The organism is Nocardioides sp. Z24_21 (assembly GCF_058134345.1).
The window spans coordinates 1009402-1035957 of sequence record NZ_JBYTTH010000002.1 but is presented as its reverse complement, the minus strand read 5'-3'; the positions used below and the strand labels follow the sequence as shown (position 1 = coordinate 1035957).

Genomic DNA, 26556 nt, shown 5'->3' with positions numbered 1-26556 from the left:
TCAGCGGCGGCGTACGGCGACCGGCTCGACGAGGCCGAAGCCGCGCACCGGACGGGCCGGCAGCCGGCGGTGCTCCCACTCCTCGTGGGGCAGCCGGTCGGCGGTGCTCTGGTCCACGATGAGCCGGTTGCGGCGGGCGACCTGGGTGAGCCGGGCCGCCATGTTGACCGGGGGTCCGAAGATGTCGCCCAGCCGCTGGACCACGGGGCCGCTGGCCAGGCCGAGGCGGACGTCGGGCATCTTCGGGTCGCGCCCGATCACGTTGATGATCCCCTCGGCCACCCCGACCGCCTCCTCGGCGGTGTTGGTGACGAAGAGGACGGAGTCGCCGAGGCTCTTGATGATCCGGCCGCCGAAGCGGGCGACGACGTCCTGGCACCGGCTCTCGAAGACCTCGACGAGGTCGCCGAGCTCGTCGCGGTCGAGGGTGTTGGACAGCGCGGTGAAGGCGACCAGGTCGGCGAACCCGACGCTCACCTCGATGGTGTGCAGGTCCTCGTCCTTGGCGCCCATCGCCTCGATCCGGCCGACCGCGGCGGCCAGGTGGCGACGCCACGCGTAGACCAGGAGCCGCTCGAACGGCGGGTTGACCTCGTCGATGAGCCGCATCGCCGAGCCGACGCGCGAGCCGGTGGCCTCGTCGCCGGCCTCCATCTCCTCGACCCGGCTCACGAGCGTGGAGACCTCCCAGTCGGCGAGGCGCGCCATCGTCTGGCCGACGCCGCGGGTGAGGTTGACGGCCACGTCGAAGTCGACCGCGCCGGAGTCGACGAAGCCCATGAGGGTCGACACCGCCTCGATGTCGGCGGCCGTGTAGGCCTTCTCCCCCGTGAACTCGGGGAAGCCGAGCGCGCGCCACAGCCGCCGCGCCTGCTCGACCGTCACGCCGGTGTGCTCGGCGACCTCGACAGCGTTGAACGCCGGGTCGCTGCGCAGGATCGCCTGGTCGAGCTGCTCGCCGGCAGGCCCCGGGTCGGGGCCCGGGTCGGGGCCGGGGTCGGGGCCGGGGGCGTGGACCGGGTCGGGGCCGGTGTCAGGGTCGGGCCGGCCGCCTCGACGCCTGCGCTCAGGCGCCATCGTCGCGGCGGTCGCCACCCGAGAGGCGGTGGAGCTCGTCGGAGACCTGCAGCTGCACCTTCTCCACCTCGGGGATGTCGTGGAGCCGGGCGCTGCCGTCGGTGCTCGCGTCGGTGACGACCAGCGTGCCGCAGCCGAAGAGGCGGTCGATCACACCGATCTCGAAGTCGACACCGCTGATGCGGTTGAGCGGGATCGTGCGACCGGAGGTGGCGATGAACCCGGTGCGCGTGATGAAGCGGCGGTCGGTGAAGGTGTAGGTGGTGGTCAGCCAGCGCAGCAGCGGCCCGACGACGAACCACACCACCACCGCGGCGAGCAGCGCCCACACCACCAGGCTCGCGACCCGCGGGTCGATGAGCCGGTCGAGGAAGACGGCGGCCGCCAGCGCGAGCAGCACGGCGAGGCCGGGGAGGATCAGCGCCTTGACGTGGGTGCGGGTGGAGACGACGACGCGCTCACCGGGGTTGAGGAGCTTGCTCGGGAACGGCACGCGCCGATCATGTCACTAGGCGGGACGCACGTGCACCACGTCGCCCGCGGCCACGACGAACGTCCCGTCGTCGGTGCCGACCACGAGCGCGCCGCTCGCGTCGATGTCGAGCGCCTCGCCACGACGTACGTCGCCGCCGGGCAGGTGCACGTCGACCGTCCTGCCGAGCGTCACGCACACGTCGGCGTACGCCGCGCGCAGCGAGTCGACGTCCTCGAGCAGCCCCTGCAGGCCGTGCAGCGAGCCGAGCACCTGGCTGAGCAGGCCGGTGCGCTCGACCGGCTCGCCCGTCTCGAGGCTGATCGAGGTCGCCAGCGCGACCGGCAGCTCGTCGAGGGTCTGGTCGACGTTGATGCCGACCCCGACCACCGCCACCGGGCCGTGGGCGGTCGCCACGCGCTCGACGAGGATGCCGCACACCTTGCGTCCGCTGCCCGAGGCGCCGTCGACGAGCACGTCGTTGGGCCACTTCAGGGCGATGTCGGGCAGCCGGTCGGCGAGCGCGGCCTGCACGGCGTACCCGGTGAGGAGCGGCAGCCAGGACCACGAGGACGGCGGGAGGTCGGGGCGCAGCAGCACCGAGAACGTCAGCGAGGCGCGCGCCGGCGTCTCCCACACGCGGTCGAGGCGACCGCGTCCGGCGGTCTGGTGCTCGGTGACCAGCACCAGGCCCGGCTCCTCGCCCGCGCGGGCCCGCTCGGCGACGGCGGCGTTGGTCGACGGGACCGCCTCGACGACCTCGACGCGCCACCCCGCCGGGGCCACCAGCCGGTCGAGGTCGAGGGGTGGGCGCGGTGCGGGCTCGGGCGTCATGGGGTCTAGATTGCCCCACGGGCGGAGCGCGCAGCACCGGTCCCCAGACCGTCTCGCACCGTCTCGCAGCAGACACGACCCCAGCACAGGAGGCCACCGCGTGAGCGCACAGCCGGGTGAAGGCACCGACGTCCCCCCGCAGTCGGAGATCGACGTCCACACGACCGCGGGCAAGCTCGCCGACCTCGAGCGGCGCCTCGACGAGGCGGTGCACGCCGGCTCGGCCAAGGCGATCGAGAAGCAGCACGCCAAGGGCCGTCGGACCGCCCGCGAGCGCATCGAGATGCTCTTCGACGAGGGCACCTTCGTCGAGCTCGACGAGCTCGCCCGGCACCGCTCGACCGCGTTCGGGCTGGAGAAGACCCGCCCCTACGGCGACGGCGTGGTGACCGGCTACGGCGAGGTCAACGGCCGGATGGTCTGCGTGTTCAGCCAGGACTTCACCGTCTTCGGTGGGTCGCTGGGCGAGGTCTACGGCGAGAAGATCACCAAGGTGATGGACCTCGCGATCAAGACAGGCTGCCCCATCATCGGGATCAACGAGGGCGCCGGCGCCCGGATCCAGGAGGGCGTGGTCTCCCTCGGCCTCTACGGCGAGATCTTCCGCCGCAACGTGCACGCCTCCGGCGTCATCCCCCAGATCAGCCTGATCATGGGCAACTGCGCCGGCGGGCACGTCTACTCCCCGGCCGTCACCGACTTCACCGTCATGGTCGACCAGACCTCGGCGATGTTCATCACCGGCCCCGACGTCATCAAGACCGTCACCGGCGAGGACGTCTCGATGGAGGACCTCGGCGGCGCGCGCACCCACAACACCAAGTCGGGCAACGCCCACTACATGGCCTCCGACGAGGAGGACGCCATCGAGTACGTCAAGGCGATGCTGTCCTACCTCCCGCAGAACAACCTCGACCCCGCTCCGGTGCACGACCCCGAGTCGGGCGAGGCGCCCCAGATGGAGGTCACCGACCTCGACCGGGCGCTGGACACGATCATCCCCGACTCGCCCAACCAGCCCTACGACATGCACGACGTGATCACCGCCGTGCTCGACGACGAGGAGTTCCTCGAGGTCCAGGAGCTGTTCGCGCCCAACATCCTCGTCGGCTTCGGCCGCGTCGAGGGCCACACCGTGGGCGTCGTGGCCAACCAGCCGATGCAGTTCGCCGGCACCCTCGACATCGACGCCTCCGAGAAGGCCGCCCGGTTCGTCCGGTTCTGCGACGCGTTCAACCTCCCGGTGCTCACCTTCGTCGACGTGCCCGGCTTCCTGCCCGGCACCGACCAGGAGTGGAACGGCATCATCCGCCGCGGCGCCAAGCTGATCTACGCCTACGCCGAGGCCACCGTCCCGCTGATCACCGTCATCACCCGCAAGGCCTACGGCGGCGCCTACGACGTGATGGGCTCCAAGCACCTCGGCGCCGACATCAACGTCGCCTGGCCCACCGCCCAGATCGCCGTCATGGGCGCCCAGGGCGCGGCCAACATCCTGCACCGCAAGACCCTCCAGGCCGTCGCCGACGAGGGCGGCGACGTCGAGGCCCGCCGCGCCGAGCTGGTCGACGAGTACGAGACCACGCTCGCCAACCCCTACATCGCGGCCGAGCGCGGCTACATCGACGCCGTCATCGCGCCGCACGAGACCCGGGTCGAGATCATCCGGTCGCTGCGGCTGCTCCGGTCCAAGCGGGAGGCCCTCCCGGCCAAGAAGCACGGGAACATCCCCCTCTGATGGGAGACCTGATGGGAGACCTGATGGCCGCCGGGAGCCAGCCCGACCCCGCCGCACGGACGCCGCTGCTGCGGATCGTCAACCCCGACGCGACGCCCGAGGAGGTCGCCGCCCTGGTGGCCGTGCTGTCAACGCTGGGCCCCGGCGCCGGCGCGGCCCCGGCGCGGCCCCGGCCGTCGTGGACCGACCCCGCCCGGGGCGTACGCGGTGTGCACCGCCACGGCCCCGGGTCCTGGCGCTCGAGCGGGCTGCCCGGCTGACCCCCGGGCCACGGCCCGGCTAGGGTCGCGCCGTGAGCCCACGCACCGTCGACGCCCTCTGCAACGCCTACGTCGAGGACTACTGCGCCCTCGACCCGCTGACCGCCACCTCGATCGGGGTGGCCGGGCACGAGCACGAGCTGACCGACTACTCCCCCGCGGGCTTCGACGCCCGCCTCGAGCTGGCTCGCCGGGCCGTCGCCGCGGTCGAGGCAGCGACCCCGGTCGACGACCGCGAGGCCGCGGCGCGCGACTCGTTCCTCGAGCGCACCCGGCTGGAGATCGAGCTGGAGGAGGCGGGCGTCAACCGCTCGCGCATGTCGGTCCTGTGGAGCCCCCTGCACGAGATCCGCGGGGTGTTCGACCTGATGCCGACCGAGGGCGAGGAGGCCGTCGCGGCGATCGCCTCGCGCCTCGCCGGCGTGCCGGCCGCCCTGGAGGGCCTGCGGGTGACGCTCTCCGACGAGGCGCACCGCGGTCACGTCGTCGCGGCCCGGCAGTACGCCGAGGTGGCCGAGCAGGTGCGGCGCTGGACCGGGCAGACCGGCGAGGCGGGCGACTTCTACCTCAACCTCGTCGAGCGCCTCGACGGCGGCGACGCGACCCACCTGCGTGCGCTCGCCGGCGCCGCGAGCGCCGCCACCGCGGCGTTCGGGCTCTTCCTGACCGACGAGCTCGAGCCCCAGGGTCGCGAGCGGCAGGGCGTGGGCCGCGAGGTCTACGCGCTGGCCAGCCGCTACTTCCTCGGCGCCGAGGTCGACCTCGACGAGACCTACGCCTGGGGCTGGAGCGAGCTCCAGCGGCTCTCCGACCTGATGGACGCCACCGCCGAGCGGATCCTGCCCGGCGCCGACGTCGACGCCGCGGTGGCCCACCTCGACGGCGACCCGGACCGCGTCGTCCACGGCCGCGAGGCGTTCCGCGACTGGATGCAGGACCTCGCCGACCGCACGATCGCCGAGATGGCCGACGTGCACTTCGACATCCCGCCCCCGATCCGGCGCATCGAGTGCATGCTGGCCCCCACCAACGACGGCGGCATCTACTACACCGGCCCCTCGGAGGACTTCGAGCGCCCCGGCCGCATGTGGTGGTCGGTGCCCGACGGCATCGAGGACTTCCACCCCTGGCGGGAGGTCACCACCGTCTTCCACGAGGGCGTCCCCGGGCACCACCTCCAGGTCGCCCAGACCGCCTACCGCAGCGACACCCTCAACCGCTGGCAGCGCCTCATGTGCTGGTGCAGCGGGCACGGCGAGGGCTGGGCGCTGTACGCCGAGCGGCTGATGGAGGAGCTCGGCTTCCTCGACGACCCGGCCGACCTGCTCGGGATGCTCGACGGGCAGTCGATGCGCGCCGCGCGCGTCATCGTCGACATCGGCATGCACCTCGAGCTGACGATCCCCGAGGACAACCGGCTCGGGCCCGGTGGCACGCCGTTCCACCCGGGCGAGACCTGGACGCCGGAGCTTGGCCTGGAGTTCATGCGGCTGCACTGCCGGATGGACGACGAGGTCATCCAGTTCGAGGTCAAGCGCTATCTCGGCCTCCCCGGCCAGGCGCCGTCCTACAAGGTGGGCGAGCGGATCTGGCTCGACGCCCGCGCCGAGGTGCGCCGGCGCCAGGGCGACGCGTTCGACCTCCGGGCCTTCCACCGGGCGGCGCTCGACCTGGGCTCGCTCGGCCTCGACCCGCTCCGCGCGGCGCTGGGTCGGCTGTGACCGCCCGGGTCCCCCTCGTCCTCGCCTCCGCCTCGCCCGCCCGCCTGGCGACGCTGCGCGCCGCCGGGATCGAGCCGACGGTCGTCGTGAGCGGGGTCGACGAGACGCAGCTGACCGGGCTGGCGCCGGCCGAGCTCGCGCTCCGGCTCGCCGAGCTCAAGTGCGCCGTCGTGGCCGCGCGTGACGACCTGCCTCCCGGCGCGCTCGTCCTCGGGTGCGACTCGGTGCTCGAGCTGCAGGTGCCGCCGGGCACGCCCGGACACGGCGAGGCGCTCGGCAAGCCCCGCGACGCCGCCGAGGCACGGGAGCGCTGGCGCTCGATGCGCGGGCGCACCGCGGTGCTGCACAGCGGCCACAGCCTGCGCGACGTGACGACCGGGCGGGCGGTCGCGGGCACCGGTTCGACCCTCGTGCACTTCGCGGACGTCGGCGACGCGGAGGTCGACGCCTACGTCGCGACCGGCGAGCCGCTGCACGTGGCCGGCGCGTTCACCATCGACGGGATCGGGGGCGCGTTCGTCCGCGGGATCGAGGGTGACCACCACAACGTGGTGGGCGTCAGCCTGCCCCTCCTGCGCGACCTCGTGCTCGAGCTGGGGCACGCGTGGCCCGACCTGTGGACGTGAGCCGATAGCATCTCGCACGTGGGCAGCGGGGCGGACGGCGTGGCAGCGCCGCTGGTCGACCCCGAGGGCGCCTACGGCGTACGGGACGAGCGGCTGCTCACCGGCGCCACGGTCATCACCGGCGTGCGCACCGTGGCCTCCGTCGTCCTCGCGGCCATGGCCGCCCACCAGCAGAGCCTGACGCTGCTGGTCGTCGCGTTGGTCGTCTATTGGGTGGGCGACATGCTCGACGGCTTCTACGCCCGGGTCCGCGACTGCGAGACCCGCATCGGCGCGGTGCTCGACATCATGTGCGACCGCTTCAACGCCGCGGCGTTCTACATCGGGCTCGCGTGGCTGCAGCCCGACCTGTCGCCGGCGATCTTCGTCTACCTGGCCGAGTTCATGGTGATCGACTGCTTCCTGTCGATCGCGTTCCTGGCCTGGCCGATCCGCAGTCCCAACTACTTCTTCGTCGTCGACCGGTGGATCTGGCTGTGGAACTGGTCCAAGCCCGCCAAGGCCGTCAACAGCGCGCTGTTCGCCGTGCTGCTGCTGGTCACCGGCTGGATGTGGGTCGGGCTGGCCATCGCCACCGCGCTGCTGGTGCTCAAGTGCGTGTCCCTGCACCGGCTGACCCGGATCGGCCTGCCGGTGCCCGGGGCGACTCGCTGATGCTGTTCTGGAGCGTCCTTGGCGCCTCGATGGCGTCCGCCCTGGTGCCGCTCATCAACATCGAGGCGATCCTCGTGGTCGCGGTGAGCCGGTCCCCCGGCAGCGCCTGGGGGCTGCTTCTCGCGGCCACGATCGGGCAGATGCTCGGCAAGATCCTCTGGTACTGGGGCGGCATGCACCTCGACCGGGCCCCCTGGGTGCACAAGCACCTCGAGAAGCCGAAGGTCCGCGCCTCGCTCGACAAGTGGCACGAGCGGGCGGAGGGCCGTCCGTGGTTCACGGCCGGGCTGCTCTTCGTGTCCGCGAGCACCGGCATCCCGCCGTACGCGGTCACCGCGGTGCTCGCCGGCACCCTGCGCGTGCCGTTCTGGATCTTCATGGTGACCGGCCTGCTGGGGCGCGGCCTGCGGTTCTGGGCCGTGGTGGCGGGGACCTCGTCGGTGGTCGACCTCTTCTGAGGTCCCCGCCCGGCTCACTCGGCGGTGGCCCAGGCCTGGCGGAGGCTGACGCGCCCGCCGGTCTGCAGCAGGGCGCGGCGGTAGAGGCGCTCGCCGATCCAGACGGTGACCGCGGCGAAGGCGGCGAGCAGGCCCAGCGCCAGCAGCGGCTCCCACCACTCGACCCCGCCGGCCAGGATCCGCTTGGGCATCACGACGGCCGACACGGGCGGCACGAACGACGCGATCACCTGTCCCCGCCCGTCGAGGGAGACGCCGCCGAAGAACATCACCAGCATCAGCATCGTCAGTGGCGTCGAGGTGGACTGCAGGTCCTCCGTGCGCGACGCGAGTGACCCCGCGACCGCCCAGAGGCAGGCGAGCGCCACGAAGCCGGCGAAGAAGAACGCGATGAACCACGCGGTCGGGCCCGACAGCGCCGGGACGTAGGACTTGTAGGGCGTGAACGACAGCCCCACCAGGCCGACCGCGAGGTAGACGAGCAGCTGGATCATCGCCAGCGCCGTGTTGCCGAGCACCTTGCCGGCCAGCAGGTGGCGCAGCGGGATCGCGGCGGCGATGATCTCGACGATGCGGCTCTGCTTCTCCTCGATCACCGACGACGCGAGCTGCATGCCGAAGATCAGCGCGGCGAAGTAGAAGAGGAAGACGAACACGAAACCGACCGCCTCGGCGACACCCGCCTTCTCGGCGTCACCGCGCAGGAACTCGGTCGACACGGTGCTGCCGGCCTGGAGCGCGTCGACAGTGGTGCCCGCGCTGGCGGCGTTGTCGGCCAGCACCTGCTCGGCCACGACCACGCGCGTGACGTCGGTGAGCGCGTCCTGCTCGCTGGACTCCGAGGTGAGCTGCCAGCCGCCGTCGACCGGATGCAGCCACGCGTCGGCCTCGTCGTCGCGGAGCACCGCCTCGGCGGCGTCGGCGTCGTCGACCTCGAGGAGGGTGACCTCCACCCGGTCGTCCACCGCGGGAGCACCCTCGGCGATGGCGCTCGCCATCGCGACGGCGTCCGGGGTGGCGGCGAGGGTGACCTGGTCGGTGCGCTCGGCCTGCCAGGCGGTGAAGCCGATGTAGCCGGCGATCAGCACGACCATGAACGCGGTGCCGAGCAGGAACGACTTGTCGGTGATCCGTGAGACGACCTCGCGGCGGGTGACCAGCAGCCAGGGCGGCTCGCCGGTCGACCCTCGTGCGTCGCGGTTGTCGTCTCGGGTGTCGTCGTGGGTGCTCATGCGGTGGCCTCCCGGTAGATCTCGCTCAGGGCCGGGCGGACCCGGACGAACTCGTGGACGTGGCCGCGGCCGGTCGCCTCGGCGACGAGGTGCTGCTCGGCGCCGTCATGGTGGACCTCGACGAGCGCGGTCGCGCCGTCGATGTCGAGCACCTCCAGACCCGGCAGGCCGCGGACCCAACCGGCGTCGCCGCCGAGGACGAGGCGGAAGCGCGGCACCCCCGCGTCGCGCAGCTCCGCGACCGTCCCGGCGGCGACCCGGCGTCCGTGGGACAGCACGACCAGGCGGTCGCACAGTCGCTCGACGAGGTCGAGCTGGTGGCTGGAGAACAGGACCGGCACCCCGTCGCGGGTGTACTCGCGCAGCAGGTCGACCATCGAGTCGACCGCCAGGGGGTCCAGGCCCGAGAACGGCTCGTCGAGCACGAGCGCGGCCGGCCTGGGCAGCACCGAGGCGATGATCTGCACCCGCTGCTGGTTGCCCAGCGACAGCTTCTCCAGGTGGTCCTTGGTCCGCTCGCCCAGCCCGAACCGCTCCAGCAGCTCGGCCACCTCGGCGCGGGCCGCGGTGCGGTCCATGCCCTTGAGCTGGGCGATGTAGACGAGCTGGTCGAGGATCGGCTGCTTGGGATAGAGGCCGCGTTCCTCGGGCATGTAGCCGATGCGGCGGCGGTCCAGCCGGGTGATCGGCCGGCCGTGCCACAGCACCTCGCCCTCGTCGATGCCGAGCACGCCCATGATCATCCGCATGGTCGTGGTCTTGCCCGCGCCGTTGCCGCCGACGAAGCCGGTCATCTGCCCGGCCGGCACCTCGAACGACACGTGGTCGACGGCGGTGTTGTCACCGAACCGTCTGGTCAGCTCCCTGATCTCCAGCATGGCGACGACGCTAGTGGTGCGCGACCCGCCTGTGATCCGTCGCCGGAGGGAGCTCTGGGGTGGAGGTGCGGTGGAGGTCGGGGGGATGTGGGATGGAGGTGCGACCCGCCTGGCTCAGTCCTCCGCCGGGAGGATGAGGCCGGCCTCGTAGGCGTAGATGACCGCCTGCACGCGGTCGCGCAGGTGCAGCTTGGCGAGCAGGTTGGACACGTGGGTCTTGACCGTCGCCTCGCCGAGCACCAGCGTCGCCGCGACCTCGCCGTTCGACAGTCCCCGGCCCAGCAGCGTCAGCACCTCCCGCTCACGGGCCGTCAGCAGGGCGAGCTCCTTGGGCTCGGCCCGGGTCGCGGGGCTCGACCCGCCTGCCGACGTCTCGCCGCGGGCGCCGCCGGCCATCTCGGCGATCACCCGCCGCGTCACCTCCGGCGCGAGCAGCGCGTGCCCGCGCCCGGCCGCGCGTACGGCGTCGAGCAGCTGCTCCGGGCCGGCGTTCTTCAGCAGGAAGCCACTCGCCCCGGCCCGGAGGGCGTCGAAGAGGTAGTCGTCGCGGTCGAAGGTCGTGACGATGACGACGTGCCCGAGGTCGTCGGCGACGAGGTGGCGGGTCGCCTCGATGCCGTCCATCCGCGGCATCTGGACGTCCATCAGCACCACGTCGGGCCGCGTGGCGCGGGCCCGCTCGATCGCCTCGATGCCGTCGGCCGCCTCGCCCACGACCTCGATGTCGTCCTCGACCGACAGCACCATGGCGAAGCCCGAACGCACCATCGCATGGTCGTCGACGAGCAGGACGGTGAGCGGTCGGTCGGTCACGACGCCGCCAGGGGGTAGCGCACGCGCACGCGGTAGCCGCCGGTCACGCGGGGGCCGATGTCGACCTTGCCGTTGTGCGTGGCCGCGCGCTCCCGGATGCCGAGCTGGCCGAGGCCGCTGCCCGAGGTGCCGTGCCGCGGACGCCCGTTGTCGACGACCTCGACCTCCGCGTACGCCGCCGCCTCGTCGACCCGGACCACCACCGAGACCGCGTCGGCGGTGCTGTGACGACGCACGTTGGTCAGTGCCTCCTGGACGGTGCGGTAGATCGCCAGCCCGATCCCGCGCGGCAACCGGCTGGCGGCGGACGACTGCTCCTCCACGACGTCGAGGCGCACCGCGAGGCCCTGCCGGGAGGTCTGCGCGACCAGCTCGGGCAGGTCGTCCACGCCCGCCTCCGGCGTACGCGCTCCGGTGCCGCCGTCCGCGGCGTCGGGCCCACCCTCGGCTCCGCCGTCGACGGAGCCCGCGCGCAGCGTGCCGAGCAGGCGCCTCATCTGGGTGAGCGCATCGCGAGAGGCCTCCTCCACGCGCGAGAGCGCGGTGCGCGCCGCGTCGGGATCGCGGTCGAGGACCCGCCGCGCGGCCCCGGCCTGGATGCCCATCGCGGACACTCCGTGGGCGACCACGTCGTGCAGCTCGCGGGCGATGCGCAGCCGCTCGTCGACGACGGCCTGCTCGCGCAGCCGACCCTCCTGGGCAGCGATCGTGGCGGCCTGCTCCTGGAGGCGCAGGCGCTGGCGCGCCGCCCGCCAGGCCACCCCACCGCCGACGATGGCGCCACCGAAGTAGATCACGTTGACCAGGAGGGTCAGGGCGACCGTCGCCGGGATCGGTGCGAACGCCCCGACGCGCTCGGCGTCCGCGAACTCGTCGACCATCTCCTGCGCGGCCGATCCGACCGCGAACTGCCACGTGATCCACGCGAACATGAACAGCAGGATCGTGCCGATGACGACCACCATGGCCCGCCGGTCGCGGGCGTAGGCGACGCCGGACAGCAGCGCCACGAAGTAGACGATCTGCAGCGAGAGCTGCCCCATCACCTGAGGCATCGTCACTCCGGCGACGAACATGTGTAGCGCCGCGAGGCTCGCGACGACGAGCGGCCACCGGCGGCGACCGAGCAGCAGCGCGGCTCCCGTGGACACGGCGAGCCACTGCGCCCAGACCGGCCCGTCGGTGTGCTCGAAGCCGCCGGCACTGCGCACGAGCTCGAGTGCGAGCAGGCTGACCGCCTCGACACTCGCGGCGAGCACGAGGTCCTGGCGACCGATCGGCGGCCTCGGCCGCTCCCACTCGTCGTCGACGCCCAACCACGTGAGGACGCGCTGACTCGTGCTCGACATGGGGCGAGGGTAGATCGCGAGACGGGTGACCGGATCCGCCGGGAGGAGGAGAAGCAAGCCGCCGATCATCCACAGGCGGACGCGACGGGCGGCTCTCCACAGCCGGTCGCCACGAGCGGAGCGGACTGTCCGGAGCGGCTGCTTCGGTGGCGCCATGACCACCAGCCCGCCCCAGCACGCCTCCCCCGGCGCCTCCCCCGTCGTCGAGGTCGCCGACGTCGCGGCGATGTGCGGGCGGCTGCGTGCCTCGGTGGCGACCGCGCCGCAGCTCGACGCGGCCGCGCTGGTCGACCTGCTCGGCGAGCTGGAGACGCTCGGTCGGGTGGTGGGCGCGGTCCAGGCAGAGCTCACCGGTCGACTCGACGAGCTGCTCACGCAGGATCAGGCCGCCGCCGGCGCGAGGCCCGAGGAGCTCGGCGCCGGTGTGGGCAACGTCGTCGCGGCCGCGCGGCGCGAGTCGCCCCACCGCGGCCGACGGCACGTGAGCCTGGCCCGCGTCGTCCCGACGGAGCTGCCGCACACGTGGGCGGCGTGGCTCGAGGGGCGCATCGACGAGTGGACGACCACCATCATCGCCCGCGAGACCGCCTGTCTGCCGCTCGAGCACCGGCTCGCCGTCGACGAGATCGTCGCCGGCGACTCCGACGCCCTCGAGCAGCTGAGCCCACGTCGGCTGCTCGCGCGGCTACGCGTGGAGTCCGAACGACTCGACCCCGCGGCGTGCGTGGCCCGCCGACGGCACGCGGAGTCCGAGCGCCGGGTGACCCTGCGTCCCGCGCCCGACTCGATGACCTGGCTCACCGCCCTCCTCCCGGTGAAGGACGGCGTGGCCGTCTACACCGCCCTGACCGGCGAGGCCGACCGCGCCCGGGCGCGGGGCGAGGAGCGCGGGCGCGGCCAGGTCATGGCAGACCTGCTGGTCGCCACCGTGCTCGGGGACGCCACGGCCGGCCCGGTCAGCGTCCCGGTCACCCCGGTCGCCCTGGGGGTCGTGATGAGCGATCACGCCCTCTTCGGCGGGGCCGACGACGAGGCGCACCTCGAGGGCTTCGGCCCGATCCCCGCCGAGCTGGCGCGCGAGATCGTCTGCGGCGCCCTCACCGCCGAGGAGGAGGTGAGCATCCGCCGTCTCTACGCCTCGCCGACGACCGGCGAGCTCGTCACGATGGACGCCCGCACGCGCACGTTCCGCGGCAACCTCGCCCGCTTCGTCCGACTGCGCGACCGCACCTGCCGCAGCCCGTGGTGCGACGCACCGGTGCGCCACATCGACCACGTCGAGCCCCGGGCCGCCGGTGGCGCGACGTCCGCGCACAACGCCCAAGGGCTGTGCGAGGCCTGCAACTACGCGAAGAAGGCCCACCGCTGGCGGGCCAGGCCCGGGCCGGACGGGAGCGTGACCACGACCCTCCCCACCGGCCGCACCTTCACCACCAGGCCGCCGCCGATCGCCACGATCCGGCGCGGGCCAGTCCCACCGATCCACATCGAGTACGTCTCCACCGGTTGAGCCGCCAGTGGGCGCGGGCCCGGGTCGCAGCACCTCGGGCTGCCAGACTCCCGGACATGTCCGTCGTGATGTCGCTCGTCCTCTTCGCCTTCGCCGCCCTGGCCGAGATCGGCGGTGCCTGGCTGGTCTGGCAGGGCATCCGCGAGGACCGCGGCTGGCTCTGGGTCGGCGCCGGCTTCATCGCACTGGGCCTCTACGGCCTCGTCGCGACGCTGCAGCCCGACGCCAACTTCGGGCGGATCCTGGCGGCCTACGGCGGGGTGTTCGTCGTCGGCTCGCTCGCGTGGGGCATGGCGGTGGACGGGTTCCGACCCGACCGCTACGACCTCGCGGGCGCCCTGGTCTGCCTGGTCGGCGTCGCGGTGATCATGTACGCCCCGCGCTCGACCTGACCGCCCCGCGTCTTCCGCCCCCGGCTCACTCGACCGGCAGGCCGAGCCCCCGCGCGATCAGCATCCGCTGGACCTCCGAGGTCCCCTCGCCGATCTCGAGGACCTTCGCGTCGCGGTAGAAGCGCGCGACGGGGTACTCCTCCATGAACCCGTAGCCGCCGAAGACCTGCGTCGCGATGCGGGTCGCGGTCACGGCCGACTCCGTGGCGTAGAGCTTGGCGACCGCGGCCGCCTGCTTGAACGCGCCCATCGAGACCGACCCACCTGCGTCCATCGCGTCCTTCATCGCGGCCGCCTTGTAGGTCAGGAGACGCGAGGCGTCGAGCATCACCTGCAGGTCGGAGACCTGGAAGGCCACGCCCTGCTTGCGTCCGATCGGGCCGCCGAAGGTCTGCCGCTCGCCGGCGTACTCCAGCGACATGTCGAGGCACGCCTGGATGCAGCCGACGGCCAGGGCCGCGATGGCGACGCGCCCGTCGTCGAGCGTGGCGAGGAACTGCGCGTAGCCACGACCCCGCTCCCCCAGCAGGTGCGACTCGGGCACCCGAGCGTCGGTGAAGGAGAGGGGGTGGGTGTCGGAGGCGTGCCAGCCGAGCTTGTCGTAGGCCTTCTCGGCGGTGAAGCCGGGCGTGCCGGAGGGGACCATGATGGTCGAGATCTCCGGACGACCGTCCGCGCGATCGCCGGTGCGGGCGGTCACCGTGACCAGGGAGGTGATGGACGAGCCGGAGTTGGTGATGAACTGCTTCGCGCCGTTGACGACCCACTCGCCGTCCTCGAGGACGGCCTTGGTCCGGGTCGCGCCCGCGTCGGAGCCGGCCCCAGGCTCGGTGAGTCCGAAGCCGGCGACCTTCTCGCCGGCGACGAGCTCGGGGAGCCAGGTCTTCTTCTGCTCGTCGGTGCCGAAGGTGAGGATCGGGTTGATCCCGAGCCCGACGGCCGCCTCGAGCGTGATGCCCATCGACTGGTCGACGCGCCCGACCTCCTCGATCGCCAGGCACAGCGACGTGAACCCGCCGTCCTCCCCGGCCATCCCCGCCCCGCCGAACTCCTCCGGGGCGGTCAGCCCCATCAGCCCGAGGGCGCCCATCTTCTGCACGACGTCGGTCGGGAAGTGGTGCTCGCGGTCCCACTGGGCGGCGTGCGGCGCGATCTCGGCCTCGGCGAAGTCGCGGACGCTGCGGCGGAACTGCTCGTGCTCGGGGGACAGCTCGAAGGTCATGCCTCGCACCCTAGCGCCGCTAGGTTAGCGATCGCTAACCACAGGAGTGACGCACGCAACAGGTCGGGCGTCGCACGCGCCCGAGCCCACCCGTCATCGCGGTGCTGACGACACCTCGTGCAGACGACTCCGCGGCCGTGCCGTCGCGCTGGCCGCCGAGCCCCGACCCCCTCATCACCATCGCCCCCGTCGCTTCCGGAAAGCCGTGGGTGCCCACCTGCGGGCGCGGCGGCTGCCCACGCGGGTCGCAGGCACCCCGCCGCAGAGCGCCTGTCCATCTCCTCACGCCCCGGAGGTCGACCGGCGCCCGAGAACGCCGGCCACCAGCGCTCGTCCCTGTGGCGTCGCTCACAGCCGGCATCGCCTACGCGCGCATGGCACAGCCCACGCGGCAAGCGGCCCGTCGCGCGGCACTCGGAGCGCGGTAGCCTGCCGAGCGGTACGCCCTCCGGCTGCCCGTCCCCGCCCCTCAGTGTCACCGCAGGAGTCCTCGCGTGAGCTTGAAGAAGGTCCTCATCGCCAACCGTGGCGAGATCGCCGTCCGCGTCATCCGCGCCTGCAAGGACGCCGGCATCGGCTCGGTGGCGGTGTACGCCGACCCCGACCGCGACGCCCTCTTCGTCCGCCTCGCCGACGAGGCCCACTCCCTCGGTGGCGCCACCCCGGCCGAGTCCTACCTCGACATCGCCAAGATCATCGCGATCGCGGAGCGCTCGGGCGCCGACAGCATCCACCCGGGCTACGGGTTCCTCGCCGAGAACGCCGAGTTCGCCCAGGCCGTCATCGACGCCGGGCTGATCTGGATCGGCCCCCCGCCGGCCGCGATCGAGGCGCTGGGCGACAAGGCGAAGGCCAAGCACATCGCCGACCGGGCCAAGGCGCCGCTCGCGCCCGGCACCAAGGACCCGGTCAAGGACGCCGACGAGGTCGTCGAGTTCGCCAAGGCCAACGGCCTCCCGGTCGCGATCAAGGCCGTCTTCGGCGGCGGCGGCCGCGGCCTCAAGGTCGCCCGCACGCTCGAGGAGATCCCCGACGCCTACGAGTCCGCGGTCCGCGAGGCGGTCACCGCGTTCGGTCGCGGCGAGTGCCTGGTCGAGAAGTTCCTCGACAAGCCCCGCCACGTCGAGACCCAGTGCCTGGCCGACCAGCACGGCAACGTGGTCGTCGTCTCCACCCGCGACTGCTCGCTGCAGCGCCGCAACCAGAAGCTCGTCGAGGAGGCCCCCGCGCCGTTCCTCACCGACGAGCAGGTCGCCGAGCTCTACGAGTCCTCCAAGCGCATCCTCACCGAGGCCGGCTACCACGGCGCCGGCACGTGCGAGTTCCTCGTCGCCCAGGACGGCACCATCTCCTTCCTCGAGGTCAACACCCGCCTCCAGGTCGAGCACTGCGTCTCCGAGGAGGTCACCGGCATCGACCTCGTGCGGGAGATGTTCCGCATCGCCGCCGGCGAGGAGCTCGGCTACGGCGACCCCGAGGTCCGCGGGCACTCCATCGAGTACCGCATCAACGCCGAGGACGGCGGCCGCAACTTCATGCCCGCCCCCGGCACCCTCACCCGCTGGCACCCGCCGGCCGGTCCCGGCGTACGCCTCGACGGCGGCTACGACCAGGGCGAGACCATCCCCGGCTCGTTCGACTCCCTGATCGCCAAGCTCATCGTCACCGGCAAGGACCGCACCCAGGCCCTCGAGCGGTCCCGGCGAGCGCTCGACGAGTTCGTCGTCGACGGCATGCCCACCGTCATCCCGTTCCACCGCGCGGTGGTGCGCGATCCGGCCTACGTCGGCGCGTCCACCCCCACCGGGGAGGGAGAGTTCAGCGTCTACACCCAGTGGATCGAGACGGAGTTCGACAACCGGATCGAGCCCTACGCCGGCGACAGCGCCGAGGCCGACGCCCCCGGCGACCGGCAGACGGTCACCGTCGAGGTCGGCGGCCGCCGCCTCGAGGTCGTCCTGCCTGCCGGGCTCGGCGGCCTCGCCGCGGGCGGCAACGGCGGCGCAGGCGGGTCGAAGAAGCCGAGGCGCGCGGCCAAGAAGGCCGGTGCCGCGGCCTCGGGCGACGCCGTCACCTCCCCGATGCAGGGCACCATCGTCAAGGTCGTCGTCACCGAGGGCCAGGAGGTCGCCGAGGGCGACACCGTCGTCGTCATGGAGGCGATGAAGATGGAGCAGCCGCTCAAGGCCCACAAGGCCGGCACCGTGACCGGCCTGCAGGCCGAGGTCGGCGCCACGGTCACCAACGGCGCCGTGATCTGCGAGATCAAGGACTGAGCCGCCGCGACGTCATGGGATCTCCCGGTCCCGACCGGGGGTTCCCATGACGTCACCTGCGCGTCCACCCCGATCAGCAGCCCGCCGGTGGTCGCGCGGGCTGATCCCCCGCTCCCGCTTGAACGCCGCGCTCAGCGCGAACGGGCTCGCATAGCCCACCCGGCGAGCGACCGCGGCGAGCGTCGCGTCGGGCTCCAGGAGGAGGTCGGCGGCCAGAGTGATGCGCCAGTCGAGGAGGAACGCCATCGGCGGCTCGCCGACCAGCGCGGTGAACCGTCGGGCGAAGCCCGCCCGGGACACCCCGGCGCGCGCGGCGAGCTCAGCCACGGACCACGGGTGCGCGGGGTGCTGCTGCATCAGGCGCAGCGCGGGTCCCACGACGGCGTCCGCCTGCGCGGCGTACCACGCCGGGGCACCCGATCGCGGACGCGCGAACCAGGTGCGCAGCAGGGTGATGAGCACCAGGTCGAGGAGGCGGTCGAGCACCGCCTCCTGCCCTGGAGCGTCGCGCACGACCTCCTCCCCCAGCAGGTCGAGCAGCGGCGTGTCGAGCTCCTCGGCCCGCAGCACCAACGTGCGCGGCAGGGACCGGACCAGCCTGCGGGTGACCTCGCCCTCGAGCTGGTAGACCCCGGTGAGCAGCACCGTCTCGCCCACCGTGCTGTTGCCCCAGCTGCGCACCCCCTGGCTCATCTCCTCCACCACGACATGCCCGTCGACGGTGGTGCAGACCTGACCGGGGTGGATGACGAGCTGGTCGGGGGTGCCGGGGTCGTCGGCGATCGTCCAGTGGTCACGGCCGACCCACACCACGACGTCGCCAGCCGCCAGGCGGACCGGCTCCTCCCCGTCGGGGCGCACCCAGAGGTGGCCGCGCACCACGGAGGTCAGCGACAGCGGCGCCTCGTCCGCCAGCCGTATCGACCAAGGCGGGTCGAGAAGGATCCGGAGCAGGAAGGCGCGCCGGGCGCGCGGTCCGTCGAGCAGTCCGGTGAGTGCGTCCATCCCGTCCCACACTAGACGCACGCGCATGCCCGCGCGCTCCGTGACCATGGCAGGGCTCCACCGGCTGCGGTGGACTGGGTGCCATGACCAGCACCCCTCTCGGCCCCGTCCTCGTCCTCTCCCTCGCTGCGACCGTCGTCGCCGGGCTGCAGGCGGGCACCTACTTCACCTGGGCCACCGGGGTGATGCCCGGTCTGGCGCGGGTGGACGACCGGACCTTCGTGGCCACCATGCAGCAGGTCAACGTCGCGATCGTGAACCCGATCTTCCTCGCCACGTTCGCCGCACCGCCCCTCCTCGCGGGCGCCGTCGCGGTCCTGGGCACCGGGCCGGCGCGGCCCTGGGCGATCGCGGCCACGGTGCTGGCGGTGGGGACCGTCGCGATCACCGTCGCCGGCAACGTCCCGCTCAACGACGCCCTCGCGGCCGCCGGGCGCCTCGACGCCATCGCCGACCTCGCCGCGGTCCGCGCGGACTTCGAGTCGCGCTGGGTCGCGCTCAACATCGCGCGCTGCCTCACCTCGGCCGGTGCGCTGGCCTGCCTCGCGGTGGCGGCCCTCCGGCTCAGGGGATGACGGGACCGGCGGGGCTCACCCCAGCCCGACCGTGCCGACCAGCAGGTCGAGGTGGTGCTCGAAGACGTCCTCGGGGTCGGTGAACGTGTCCGCGCCGTACTGGCCGAACACCTCGAACGACACGCAGCCGAACAACGCCGCCCAGGCGAAGAGGCCGCGGGCCACCAGCCGGTCGGGGACGGAGAGGTGCACCTCCTCGCGGATCCGCGCCAGGTCGCGCGAGAGCCGGGGCGGGTCGAGCGGTGCGTCGTCGACCACGATCGCCCCCGCGCGCCACGCGTCCTCCCACACCTCCACGAGCCGCCCGACCACCCGCGTGCCCGGCCCGGTCGTCCGCTCGGCGGGCGCCTCGTAGCCGGGCACCGGGCTGCCGAAGAGCAGGGCGTACGTCGCGGGCTCGCGCAGCGCCCACGCCCGGGCGGCGCGGGCGATGGCGACCATGCGTCCCGCGTGGTCGGCCGGATCCACCTCGGCCAGCGCCGCGTCCACGGCGTCGCCCAGTTCGTCGTAGCCGTCGATGACGAGCAGCGTCAGCAGCTCGTCGCGGCTCGCGACGTAGCGGTAGACGGCGGAGGACACCAGGCCCAAGTCGCGCGCGACGGCCCGCAGGGACAGCGCGGCCGCGCCGTCGGTGGCGAGGTGATCCCGACCGATCCGCACGATGTCGCGCATCGTCTGCTCACGTGCCCGGGCGCGCGGCGAGGAGGCGCGGGCGGCGGGCGCAGAGGGGGTCGGCGAGGCGGGCGAGGAGGGCGTCGTCCGGGAGTCGGCCATCCCGACATCCTCGCACATCGGTGAGCACGTGTGCCGAAAGAGAGCATCGCTCTTGCTTTTGTCGTCGGACGTCGCCATGATGGTCGAACCGAGAGCACCGCTCTCTCAATCCCCGGGAGATCCCATGAGCACCGTCCACGTCGTCACCGGAGCCGGCCCCGTCGGCTCCACCGTCGCCCTCCAGCTGGCCGACGCCGGCCAGCGGGTCCGCCTGCTGACCCGCTCGGGCAGCGGGCCCGTCCACCCCCTGGTCGAGCGCCGCCGCGTCGACGTCTCGCGCCCGGAGGAGCTGGGCGACGCGTTCGCCGGGGCGGTCGCGGTCCACCACTGCATCCACGGCTCGGCGTACGACGCTCGCGTCTGGCGCGCCGAGCTGCCCCGGGCCGAGCGGGTCGTGCTGGAGGCGGCGGGACGGGTGGGGGCCGTGGTCGTGTTCCCCGAGAGCCTCTACGCCTACGGGCCGGTGACGGAGGTGATCACCGAGGCCACCCCGCGCACCGCGAGGACGGGCAAGCTCGGGGTCCGCACCGAGCTGCTGGCCCAGCGCGACGCCTCCCCCACCCCGACCGTCAGCGTGGCCGCGTCCGACTTCTACGGTCCGCTGGTCCGCAACGCCCACGCGGGCGAGCGGATGGTGCCCACCGTCCTGGCCGGGCGGACCATGCGGGTGCTGGGCAGCCCCGACCAGCCGCACTCGTTCACCTACGTCCCCGACCTGGCGGCGGCGATGATCACGGCCGCTGCCCGCGAGGACCTGTGGGACTCGTTCCTCCACGCCCCCACCGCTCCCGCCCTCACGCAGCGCCGGCTGGTCGAGATGGTGGCCGAGGCGGCCGGGGTAGGCACGCCGCGGGTCGCCTCGGTCCCGGTGCCGGTGCTCGGCGCCGGGGGCCTGCTCTCGCGCCGGGTGCGGGAGATGGCGGAGACCGGCTATATGTTCGCCCGCCCGTTCGTCATGGACTCGACCGCGAGCGAGCGCCGGCTCGGCCTCGCCCCGACCCCGCTGGTGGAGGGGGTGGCACGGACGGTGGCGTGGTGGCGCGAGGAGCAGCACGCTGCCGCCTGAGCCGCCCGGGGTACGGACAGGTGATCCACCTCACACCCGGCGCTCGATAGCGTGCGGCACATGTTCTCCAAGGTGCTCGTCGCCAACCGTGGCGAGATCGCAGTCCGGGCGTTCCGTGCCGCACGCGAGATCGGCGCGCGCACGGTGGCCGTCTTCCCCTACGAGGACCGCGGGTCCGAGCACCGGATGAAGGCCGAGGAGGCCTACCAGATCGGCGAGGTGGGCCACCCGGTCCGCGCCTACCTCGACCCGCAGGCCATCGTCGACGTGGCGGTGCAGTGCGGGGCCGACGCGATCTACCCCGGCTACGGCTTCCTGTCGGAGAACCCCGCGCTCGCCGAGGCGTGCGCCGCCGCCGGGATCACCTTCATCGGACCCAGCGCCGAGGTGCTCACGCTGACCGGCAACAAGGCGCGCGCGATCGCGGCCGCCCGCGCCGCGGGGGTGCCCGTGCTCGAGTCGGTGCCGCCGTCCACCGACGTCGAGGAGCTCCTCACCGCCGCCGAGCGGATCGAGGCGCCGCTCTTCGTGAAGGCCGTCGCCGGTGGCGGGGGCCGCGGCATGCGGCGCGTGGAGGACCGGGCCGACCTGCGCGAGGCGATCGAGACCTGCATGCGCGAGGCGGAGGGCGCGTTCGGCGACCCGACCGTCTTCATCGAGCAGGCCGTCGTCGACCCGCGTCACATCGAGGTGCAGATCCTCGCGGACGGCACCGGCTCCGACGGCGGCGTCATCCACCTCTACGAGCGCGACTGCTCGGTGCAGCGCCGCCACCAGAAGGTCATCGAGATCGCCCCGGCGCCCCGCCTCGACCCGGAGCTGCGCGAGCGCATCTGCGCCGACGCGGTCCGCTTCGCCCGCGAGATCGGCTACACCAACGCCGGAACGGTCGAGTTCCTCCTCGACCCCGCCGGGCGCTACGTCTTCATCGAGATGAACCCCCGCATCCAGGTCGAGCACACGGTGACCGAGGAGGTCACCGCCGTCGACCTCGTGCAGTCGCAGATGATGATCGCGGCCGGCGCCACCCTCGCCGACCTCGACCTGACCCAGGACTCGGTGCGCCCCCGCGGCTTCGCGCTGCAGTGCCGCATCACCACCGAGGACCCAGCCAACGGCTTCCGCCCGGACACCGGCCGGATCACCACCTACCGCTCCCCCGGCGGTCCGGGCGTGCGGCTCGACGGCGGCACCACGTACTCGGGCGCCGAGATCAGCCCCCACTTCGACTCGATGCTCGCCAAGCTCACCTGCCGCGGGCGTACGTTCGAGGCGGCCGTGCAGAAGGCCCGGCGGGCGCTGCTCGAGTTCCGCATCCGCGGCGTCGCCACCAACGTCGGGTTCCTCCAGGCCGTGCTGGCCGACCCCGACTTCGCGGCCGGGGGCGTCACGACCTCGTTCATCGAGGACCACCCCCAGCTGCAGAGCGCCAGCCTCGGCGGCGACCGCGCGACCAAGCTGCTGGCCTACCTCGCCGACGTCACGGTCAACCAGCCGCACGGCGCCGCACCGGTGAGCGTCACCCCGGTGAGCAAGCTGCCGCAGCTCGACCGCTCCGGGCCCGTGCCCGACGGCACCCGCCAGCTGCTCCGCGAGGTCGGGCCCGAGGAGTTCGCCCGTCGGCTGCGCGCCCAGGACCGGGTCGCGGTCACCGACACGACGTTCCGCGACGCCCACCAGTCGCTGCTCGCCACCCGCGTCCGCACCCGCGACCTCCTCGCGGTCGCCGACCACGTGGCGCGCACGACGCCGCAGCTGTGGTCGGTGGAGTGCTGGGGCGGGGCGACGTACGACGTCGCGCTCCGCTTCCTGTCCGAGGACCCGTGGGAGCGGCTCGCCGCACTGCGCGAGGCCATCCCCAACGTCGGCCTGCAGATGCTGCTGCGCGGGCGCAACACGGTCGGCTACACGCCCTACCCCACCCAGGTCACCGAGGCGTTCGTGCAGGAGGCCGCCGAGACCGGCATCGACGTGTTCCGCATCTTCGACGCCCTCAACGACGTCTCGCAGATGCGCCCGGCCATCGACGCGGTCCGGGCCACCGGCACCTCGGTGGCGGAGGTCGCGCTCTGCTACACCGGCGACCTGTCCTCGCCCGACGAGCGGCTCTACACCCTCGACTACTACCTGCGCCTGGCCGAGCAGATCGTCGACGCCGGCGCCCACGTGCTCGCGATCAAGGACATGGCCGGCCTGCTGCGCGCGCCCGCCGCCCGCACCCTGGTCACGGCGCTGCGCGAGCGCTTCGACCTGCCGGTGCACCTCCACACCCACGACACCCCCGGCGGCCAGCTGGCCACGCTGGTCGCGGCCATCGAGGCGGGGGTCGACGCCGTCGACGCCGCATGCGCGGCGATGGCCGGCACCACCTCGCAGCCCGCGTTGTCGGCGCTGGTCTCCGCGACCGACCACTCCGCGCGGGAGACCGGGCTGTCGCTGGCCGCGGTCAACGCGATGGAGCCCTACTGGGAGGCCGTACGCCGGGTCTACGCGCCCTTCGAGTCGGGCCTGCCGTCCCCGACCGGGCGGGTCTACCGCCACGAGATCCCCGGCGGCCAGCTGTCCAACCTGCGCCAGCAGGCCATCGCGCTGGGCCTGGGCGAGAAGTTCGAGCAGATCGAGGACATGTACGCGGCCGCCAACGACATCCTCGGCAACGTCGTGAAGGTGACGCCCTCCTCCAAGGTGGTCGGCGACCTGGCCCTCGCGCTCGTCGCCGCAGGCGCCGACCCGGCCGACTTCGAGGCCGACCCCGCCTCCTACGACGTCCCGGACTCGGTGATCGGCTTCCTCAACGGCGAGCTCGGCGACCCGCCGGGCGGCTGGCCCGAGCCGTTCCGCACCAAGGCCCTCGCCGGCCGGACCTGGAAGCAGCCGGTCGAGAGCCTCACCGACGACCAGCGGGCCCGCCTCGCCGACGACCGGCGGGCGGCCCTCAACGAGCTGCTCTTTCCCGGCCCGACCGCGGCGTTCGAGGAGTCGCGCGCGGCCTACGGCGACCTGTCGGCGGTCTCCACGCTCGACTACCTCTACGGCCTGCGCCGCGGCGAGGAGCACCGCGTGCAGGTGCGCGAGGGACGCGAGATGCTGTTCGCCCTCGAGGCCATCAGCGAGCCGGACGAGCGCGGCTTCCGCAACGTGATGGCCACCGTCGACGGCCAGATGCGCCCGGTGCAGGTGCGCGACCGCAGCATCTCCGCCGACGTCGCGTCCGCCGAGAAGGCCGACCCGACCGACGGCGGCCACGTCGCGGCCCCCTACGACGGCGCCGTGACGGTCGCCGTGGCCGAGGGCGACGACGTCGAGGCCGGTCAGACGGTCGCGACGATCGAGGCGATGAAGATGGAGGCCGCGATCACCGCCGCCGTGGCCGGCACGGTGCAGCGACTGGCGGTCCGCTCCACGCAGGCCGTCGAGGGCGGCGACCTGGTGCTGGTGATCAGCCCTCGTTGACGACGACCACGTCGGGGTCGGGCTCGGCGTGCTCGGTGACCTCGGGGTCCTCCCCCGTCACCTCGCGGAACACCTCGGTCGCCACGGCACGCATGCCGTTGACCTTGGGATGGAACGGCGCGGCGATGCCCGCGCGGAACTGCGGTCCGTTGACCCAGGCGCGGTCCTTCGCGCACACGTCGTGCCCGTCGGAGACCGCCGCCATGTCGACGTAGGACGCGCCCGCGGCCAGTGCACCCCTGCGCAGCGAGTCGTTGAGGACGCCGGCGACCTCCGCCACCGGCCGCAGGACGTCGGCGGGCACACCGACGGCGGGGCAGGAGCCGTCGCTCGGCAGGATGTCCGGATAGCCGACGACCAGCACCTCGGCGTCCGGCGCGGCACGCGTGATGCGTCGCACCGCCTGCTGGATCCGTCCGGCGACCCTGGCCGCGTCGGCGCGCAGCCGCTCGACCGGACAGGCGGCCCCCGTCCCGGCCTGGCACTGGATCAGCGCCTCGTAGATCCCGAAGTCGTTGCCCCCCATCCCGAGGGTGACCAGGTCGGTGTCGGCCGAGACCGCGTCGAGCTGCGGAGGGGTCGTCTGGCCGTCGAACGTCAGCATCGGCTCGTAGAGGTCGGCCGTCGTGGCCGCGGAGCAGGTCACGTCGGTGTAGCTCGCGACCTCGAGCCAGTCGGCCAGGAAGGCGGGGTAGTTGTCCTTGGAGCGGGCGCAGCCCTGGGGGTCGGTGCGCATCGTGCCGATGAACGGTCCGGCCGAGAACGAGTCGCCCAGCGCGACGTAGTCGATGTCGCTGGTCGGCTCGGTGCCGAGGCCGAGGTCCGGCAGGTCGGTCTCGCCGTCGCCGGCCGCCTGGCCGGAGTCGCACGCGGAGGCGGCGAGCGCGAGGGCGACGAGCGCCGCCGCGAGCCGGAGGCGTCGGGTCACGGGCGGGCGGGGCCGTTCTGGCGCGGGGTCACGGCGAAGGTGAACCAGTCGGAGTAGAGGCCGAGGTAGGAGCGGACGGTGTCGCCGCTGACGGTGGCCCGGCCGCCGGTGAAGACGAACGCCATCTCGGTGACGCGACCGCCCCAGTCGCCGTTGCCGTCGCGGGAGACGACCTCGATGCCGGTGAGGTCGCCCAGGTCGGGCCAGTGCTTCTCGACCTGCGTGTCGTCGACGGTCGTCGACCACGTGGCGTACGTCGGGTTGGCCAGGCCGTCATAGGGGTCGGCCTGCGCCACGAGGTAGGGCATCGACCCGGCCGAGGAGAAGCCGCCGTTGCTGGCGGAGAACTGGGTGAACGCCGGGCGGCCGCCGTGGAAGAGGCCCTGACGGGCGGTGGCGCGGATCGCCGCGGTGGCGGACGGGTGCTCGACGTCGGCGCCGCCGTAGACCTGGCAGAGCGCGGTGTCGCAGAGGTCGTAGTGGGGCGCTGCGGGGTGCGAGCGCTCGAACGCCGCATAGGTGCGCGCCGCCACGGACTGGGCGCTGACCGCCGCGGGCTCCCAGAGCGCCGGCACCTCCTCGGGCACGACGCCGCGCAGGTAGGCCTCCATGCCGATGCGGTTGACGGTCTGGCGCTTGCCGCCCTGGCGGGCCGCGACCGACTGCAGGGTGCCGCGGTAGTCGCGCCGGCCGCCGGGCAGCACCAGGGTGAGCCGGCCGTCGGCGGCGCGGAACTCGCCCTCGCCGCGGAACGTCTTCCACGTGCGCCACCCACCGCCCTTGGTGCGCTGGACGGCGGTGCGGTCGCCCTGCGCGATGAGCCGCCACTTCTTCGCCGGCAGCTGCGGGATCCGCCAGGTGCGGCCGCGGCCGAGGCTGGTGACCTTGAGCCCGCGCTCGGCCACGACCTGGACGTCGCGGCCGGTGTCGGCGGTGATCAGCACGCGCAGCTTGCCGCGCACCTGCCCCCAGGTGGTGCCGGGGTAGTAGAACTCGTTGATCTGCTGCCAGGTGAGGCCCTGCTGGGCCGCGCCGAGGGCGCCGTACTGCGACATGCCGCGCCCGTGGCCGTAGCCGTGCCCGGTGATGGTGATCGCCGTGCTGCCGGGCGTGGACCACGCCTCGACACGTTGCCGCGGCTCTGCCGACGCGGGCGCGGAGACGGCCGCGGGCAGCAGCAGCGCGCTCACGGCGAGCGCGAGCGGCAGCAGGCGGGAACGGGTCTTCATGTCTCTTCTCCCCC

24 protein-coding genes are annotated in these 26556 nt (G+C 73.3%); 12 read left to right on the top strand and 12 right to left on the bottom strand.

Going from position 1 to position 26556, the window contains the following annotated elements; genetic code table 11:
* Genes AC3X7Z_RS11360 through AC3X7Z_RS11350 form a run of 3 tightly spaced genes read right to left on the bottom strand, consistent with a single transcriptional unit; the run spans position 1 to position 2383 of the window.
* Positions 1–1077 (bottom strand): adenylate/guanylate cyclase domain-containing protein, encoded by a 1077-nt coding sequence (locus tag AC3X7Z_RS11360; RefSeq protein WP_489975974.1) that lies wholly within the window; start codon positions 1075–1077, stop codon positions 1–3.
* Positions 1067–1570: a PH domain-containing protein gene (locus tag AC3X7Z_RS11355; protein WP_186341402.1), complete on the bottom strand. Its 504-nt coding sequence runs from the start codon at positions 1568–1570 to the stop codon at positions 1067–1069. The genes AC3X7Z_RS11360 and AC3X7Z_RS11355 overlap by 11 nt, the downstream gene beginning before the upstream one ends.
* A 15-nt stretch (positions 1571–1585) precedes the next feature.
* Positions 1586–2383, bottom strand: coding sequence for a biotin--[acetyl-CoA-carboxylase] ligase (locus AC3X7Z_RS11350; RefSeq protein ID WP_186341401.1), 798 nt, complete (start codon positions 2381–2383; stop codon positions 1586–1588).
* A gap of 100 nt (positions 2384–2483) precedes the next feature.
* Here AC3X7Z_RS11350 and AC3X7Z_RS11345 point away from each other — a divergent pair, with 100 nt between their 5' ends.
* From AC3X7Z_RS11345 to AC3X7Z_RS11320, 6 genes are read left to right on the top strand one after another with little or no spacing between them, the layout of a single operon-like run.
* Positions 2484–4121, top strand: coding sequence for an acyl-CoA carboxylase subunit beta (locus AC3X7Z_RS11345; protein ID WP_489975973.1), 1638 nt, complete (start codon positions 2484–2486; stop codon positions 4119–4121).
* Positions 4121–4381 carry an acyl-CoA carboxylase subunit epsilon gene (locus AC3X7Z_RS11340; protein WP_489975972.1) on the top strand — a complete coding sequence of 87 codons (261 nt, stop codon included), beginning with the start codon at positions 4121–4123 and terminating at the stop codon, positions 4379–4381. The genes AC3X7Z_RS11345 and AC3X7Z_RS11340 overlap by 1 nt, the downstream gene beginning before the upstream one ends.
* Before the next feature lie 32 nt (positions 4382–4413).
* Complete coding sequence (locus tag AC3X7Z_RS11335) at positions 4414–6102, top strand: DUF885 domain-containing protein (protein WP_489975971.1); 1689 nt, start codon at positions 4414–4416, stop codon at positions 6100–6102.
* Complete coding sequence (locus tag AC3X7Z_RS11330) at positions 6099–6728, top strand: Maf family protein (RefSeq protein ID WP_489975970.1); 630 nt, start codon at positions 6099–6101, stop codon at positions 6726–6728. The genes AC3X7Z_RS11335 and AC3X7Z_RS11330 overlap by 4 nt, the downstream gene beginning before the upstream one ends.
* 18 nt (positions 6729–6746) lie before the next feature.
* Complete coding sequence (locus AC3X7Z_RS11325) at positions 6747–7382, top strand: CDP-alcohol phosphatidyltransferase family protein (protein ID WP_489975969.1); 636 nt, start codon at positions 6747–6749, stop codon at positions 7380–7382.
* The gene (locus AC3X7Z_RS11320) at positions 7382–7840 is read left to right on the top strand and encodes a YqaA family protein (protein ID WP_186341397.1); all 459 of its coding nucleotides are present in this window, start codon (positions 7382–7384) and stop codon (positions 7838–7840) included. Before AC3X7Z_RS11325 ends, AC3X7Z_RS11320 begins: the two co-directional genes overlap by 1 nt.
* 14 nt (positions 7841–7854) lie before the next feature.
* Here the strand turns inward: AC3X7Z_RS11320 and AC3X7Z_RS11315 are convergent, their stop codons facing one another.
* The 4 genes from AC3X7Z_RS11315 to AC3X7Z_RS11300 form a co-directional block, all read right to left on the bottom strand.
* Complete coding sequence (locus AC3X7Z_RS11315) at positions 7855–9072, bottom strand: ABC transporter permease (RefSeq protein WP_489975968.1); 1218 nt, start codon at positions 9070–9072, stop codon at positions 7855–7857.
* Positions 9069–9950 carry an ABC transporter ATP-binding protein gene (locus tag AC3X7Z_RS11310; protein WP_489975967.1) on the bottom strand — a complete coding sequence of 294 codons (882 nt, stop codon included), beginning with the start codon at positions 9948–9950 and terminating at the stop codon, positions 9069–9071. The genes AC3X7Z_RS11315 and AC3X7Z_RS11310 overlap by 4 nt, the downstream gene beginning before the upstream one ends.
* Before the next feature lie 114 nt (positions 9951–10064).
* Positions 10065–10763, bottom strand: coding sequence for a response regulator (locus AC3X7Z_RS11305; RefSeq protein WP_277395313.1), 699 nt, complete (start codon positions 10761–10763; stop codon positions 10065–10067).
* Positions 10760–12112 (bottom strand): sensor histidine kinase, encoded by a 1353-nt coding sequence (locus AC3X7Z_RS11300; protein WP_489975966.1) that lies wholly within the window; start codon positions 12110–12112, stop codon positions 10760–10762. Before AC3X7Z_RS11300 ends, AC3X7Z_RS11305 begins: the two co-directional genes overlap by 4 nt.
* A gap of 154 nt (positions 12113–12266) precedes the next feature.
* Between AC3X7Z_RS11300 and AC3X7Z_RS11295 the strand changes: the two genes are divergently transcribed.
* Complete coding sequence (locus AC3X7Z_RS11295; RefSeq protein WP_489975965.1) at positions 12267–13622, top strand: HNH endonuclease; 1356 nt, start codon at positions 12267–12269, stop codon at positions 13620–13622.
* 56 nt (positions 13623–13678) lie between these two features.
* Entirely contained in the window at positions 13679–14014 is a 336-nt protein-coding gene (locus tag AC3X7Z_RS11290) for a YnfA family protein (RefSeq protein WP_489975964.1), read from the top strand.
* A gap of 25 nt (positions 14015–14039) precedes the next feature.
* Here the strand turns inward: AC3X7Z_RS11290 and AC3X7Z_RS11285 are convergent, their stop codons facing one another.
* Positions 14040–15236: an acyl-CoA dehydrogenase family protein gene (locus tag AC3X7Z_RS11285; RefSeq protein ID WP_186341391.1), complete on the bottom strand. Its 1197-nt coding sequence runs from the start codon at positions 15234–15236 to the stop codon at positions 14040–14042.
* Between the two features lie 494 nt (positions 15237–15730).
* Between AC3X7Z_RS11285 and AC3X7Z_RS11280 the strand changes: the two genes are divergently transcribed.
* A complete protein-coding gene (locus AC3X7Z_RS11280; protein WP_241005340.1) occupies positions 15731–17512 on the top strand; it encodes an acetyl/propionyl/methylcrotonyl-CoA carboxylase subunit alpha in 1782 nt (593 codons plus the stop codon).
* Positions 17513–17524: 12 nt separating this feature from the next.
* On the opposite strand, the gene AC3X7Z_RS11275 is transcribed toward AC3X7Z_RS11280, so the two are convergent.
* The gene (locus AC3X7Z_RS11275; RefSeq protein ID WP_489975963.1) at positions 17525–18517 is read right to left on the bottom strand and encodes an AraC family transcriptional regulator; all 993 of its coding nucleotides are present in this window, start codon (positions 18515–18517) and stop codon (positions 17525–17527) included.
* Between the two features lie 83 nt (positions 18518–18600).
* Between AC3X7Z_RS11275 and AC3X7Z_RS11270 the strand changes: the two genes are divergently transcribed.
* A complete protein-coding gene (locus tag AC3X7Z_RS11270; protein ID WP_489975962.1) occupies positions 18601–19092 on the top strand; it encodes an anthrone oxygenase family protein in 492 nt (163 codons plus the stop codon).
* A gap of 15 nt (positions 19093–19107) precedes the next feature.
* Here the strand turns inward: AC3X7Z_RS11270 and AC3X7Z_RS11265 are convergent, their stop codons facing one another.
* On the bottom strand, positions 19108–19866 hold the full coding sequence (locus tag AC3X7Z_RS11265; protein ID WP_489975961.1) for a TetR/AcrR family transcriptional regulator: 759 nt from the start codon (positions 19864–19866) through the stop codon (positions 19108–19110).
* Positions 19867–19990: 124 nt separating this feature from the next.
* On the opposite strand from AC3X7Z_RS11265, the gene AC3X7Z_RS11260 reads away from it, so the two are divergent.
* The gene (locus AC3X7Z_RS11260) at positions 19991–20932 is read left to right on the top strand and encodes an NAD-dependent epimerase/dehydratase family protein (RefSeq protein ID WP_489975960.1); all 942 of its coding nucleotides are present in this window, start codon (positions 19991–19993) and stop codon (positions 20930–20932) included.
* A gap of 60 nt (positions 20933–20992) precedes the next feature.
* Positions 20993–24385 (top strand): pyruvate carboxylase, encoded by a 3393-nt coding sequence (locus AC3X7Z_RS11255; protein WP_489975959.1) that lies wholly within the window; start codon positions 20993–20995, stop codon positions 24383–24385.
* Here AC3X7Z_RS11255 and AC3X7Z_RS11250 read toward each other — a convergent pair.
* Positions 24372–25313, bottom strand: coding sequence for an SGNH/GDSL hydrolase family protein (locus AC3X7Z_RS11250; RefSeq protein ID WP_489975958.1), 942 nt, complete (start codon positions 25311–25313; stop codon positions 24372–24374). The genes AC3X7Z_RS11255 and AC3X7Z_RS11250 overlap by 14 nt on opposite strands.
* Positions 25310–26542, bottom strand: coding sequence for a SpoIID/LytB domain-containing protein (locus AC3X7Z_RS11245; protein WP_186341384.1), 1233 nt, complete (start codon positions 26540–26542; stop codon positions 25310–25312). The genes AC3X7Z_RS11250 and AC3X7Z_RS11245 overlap by 4 nt, the downstream gene beginning before the upstream one ends.
* Positions 26543–26556 lie beyond the last annotated feature (14 nt).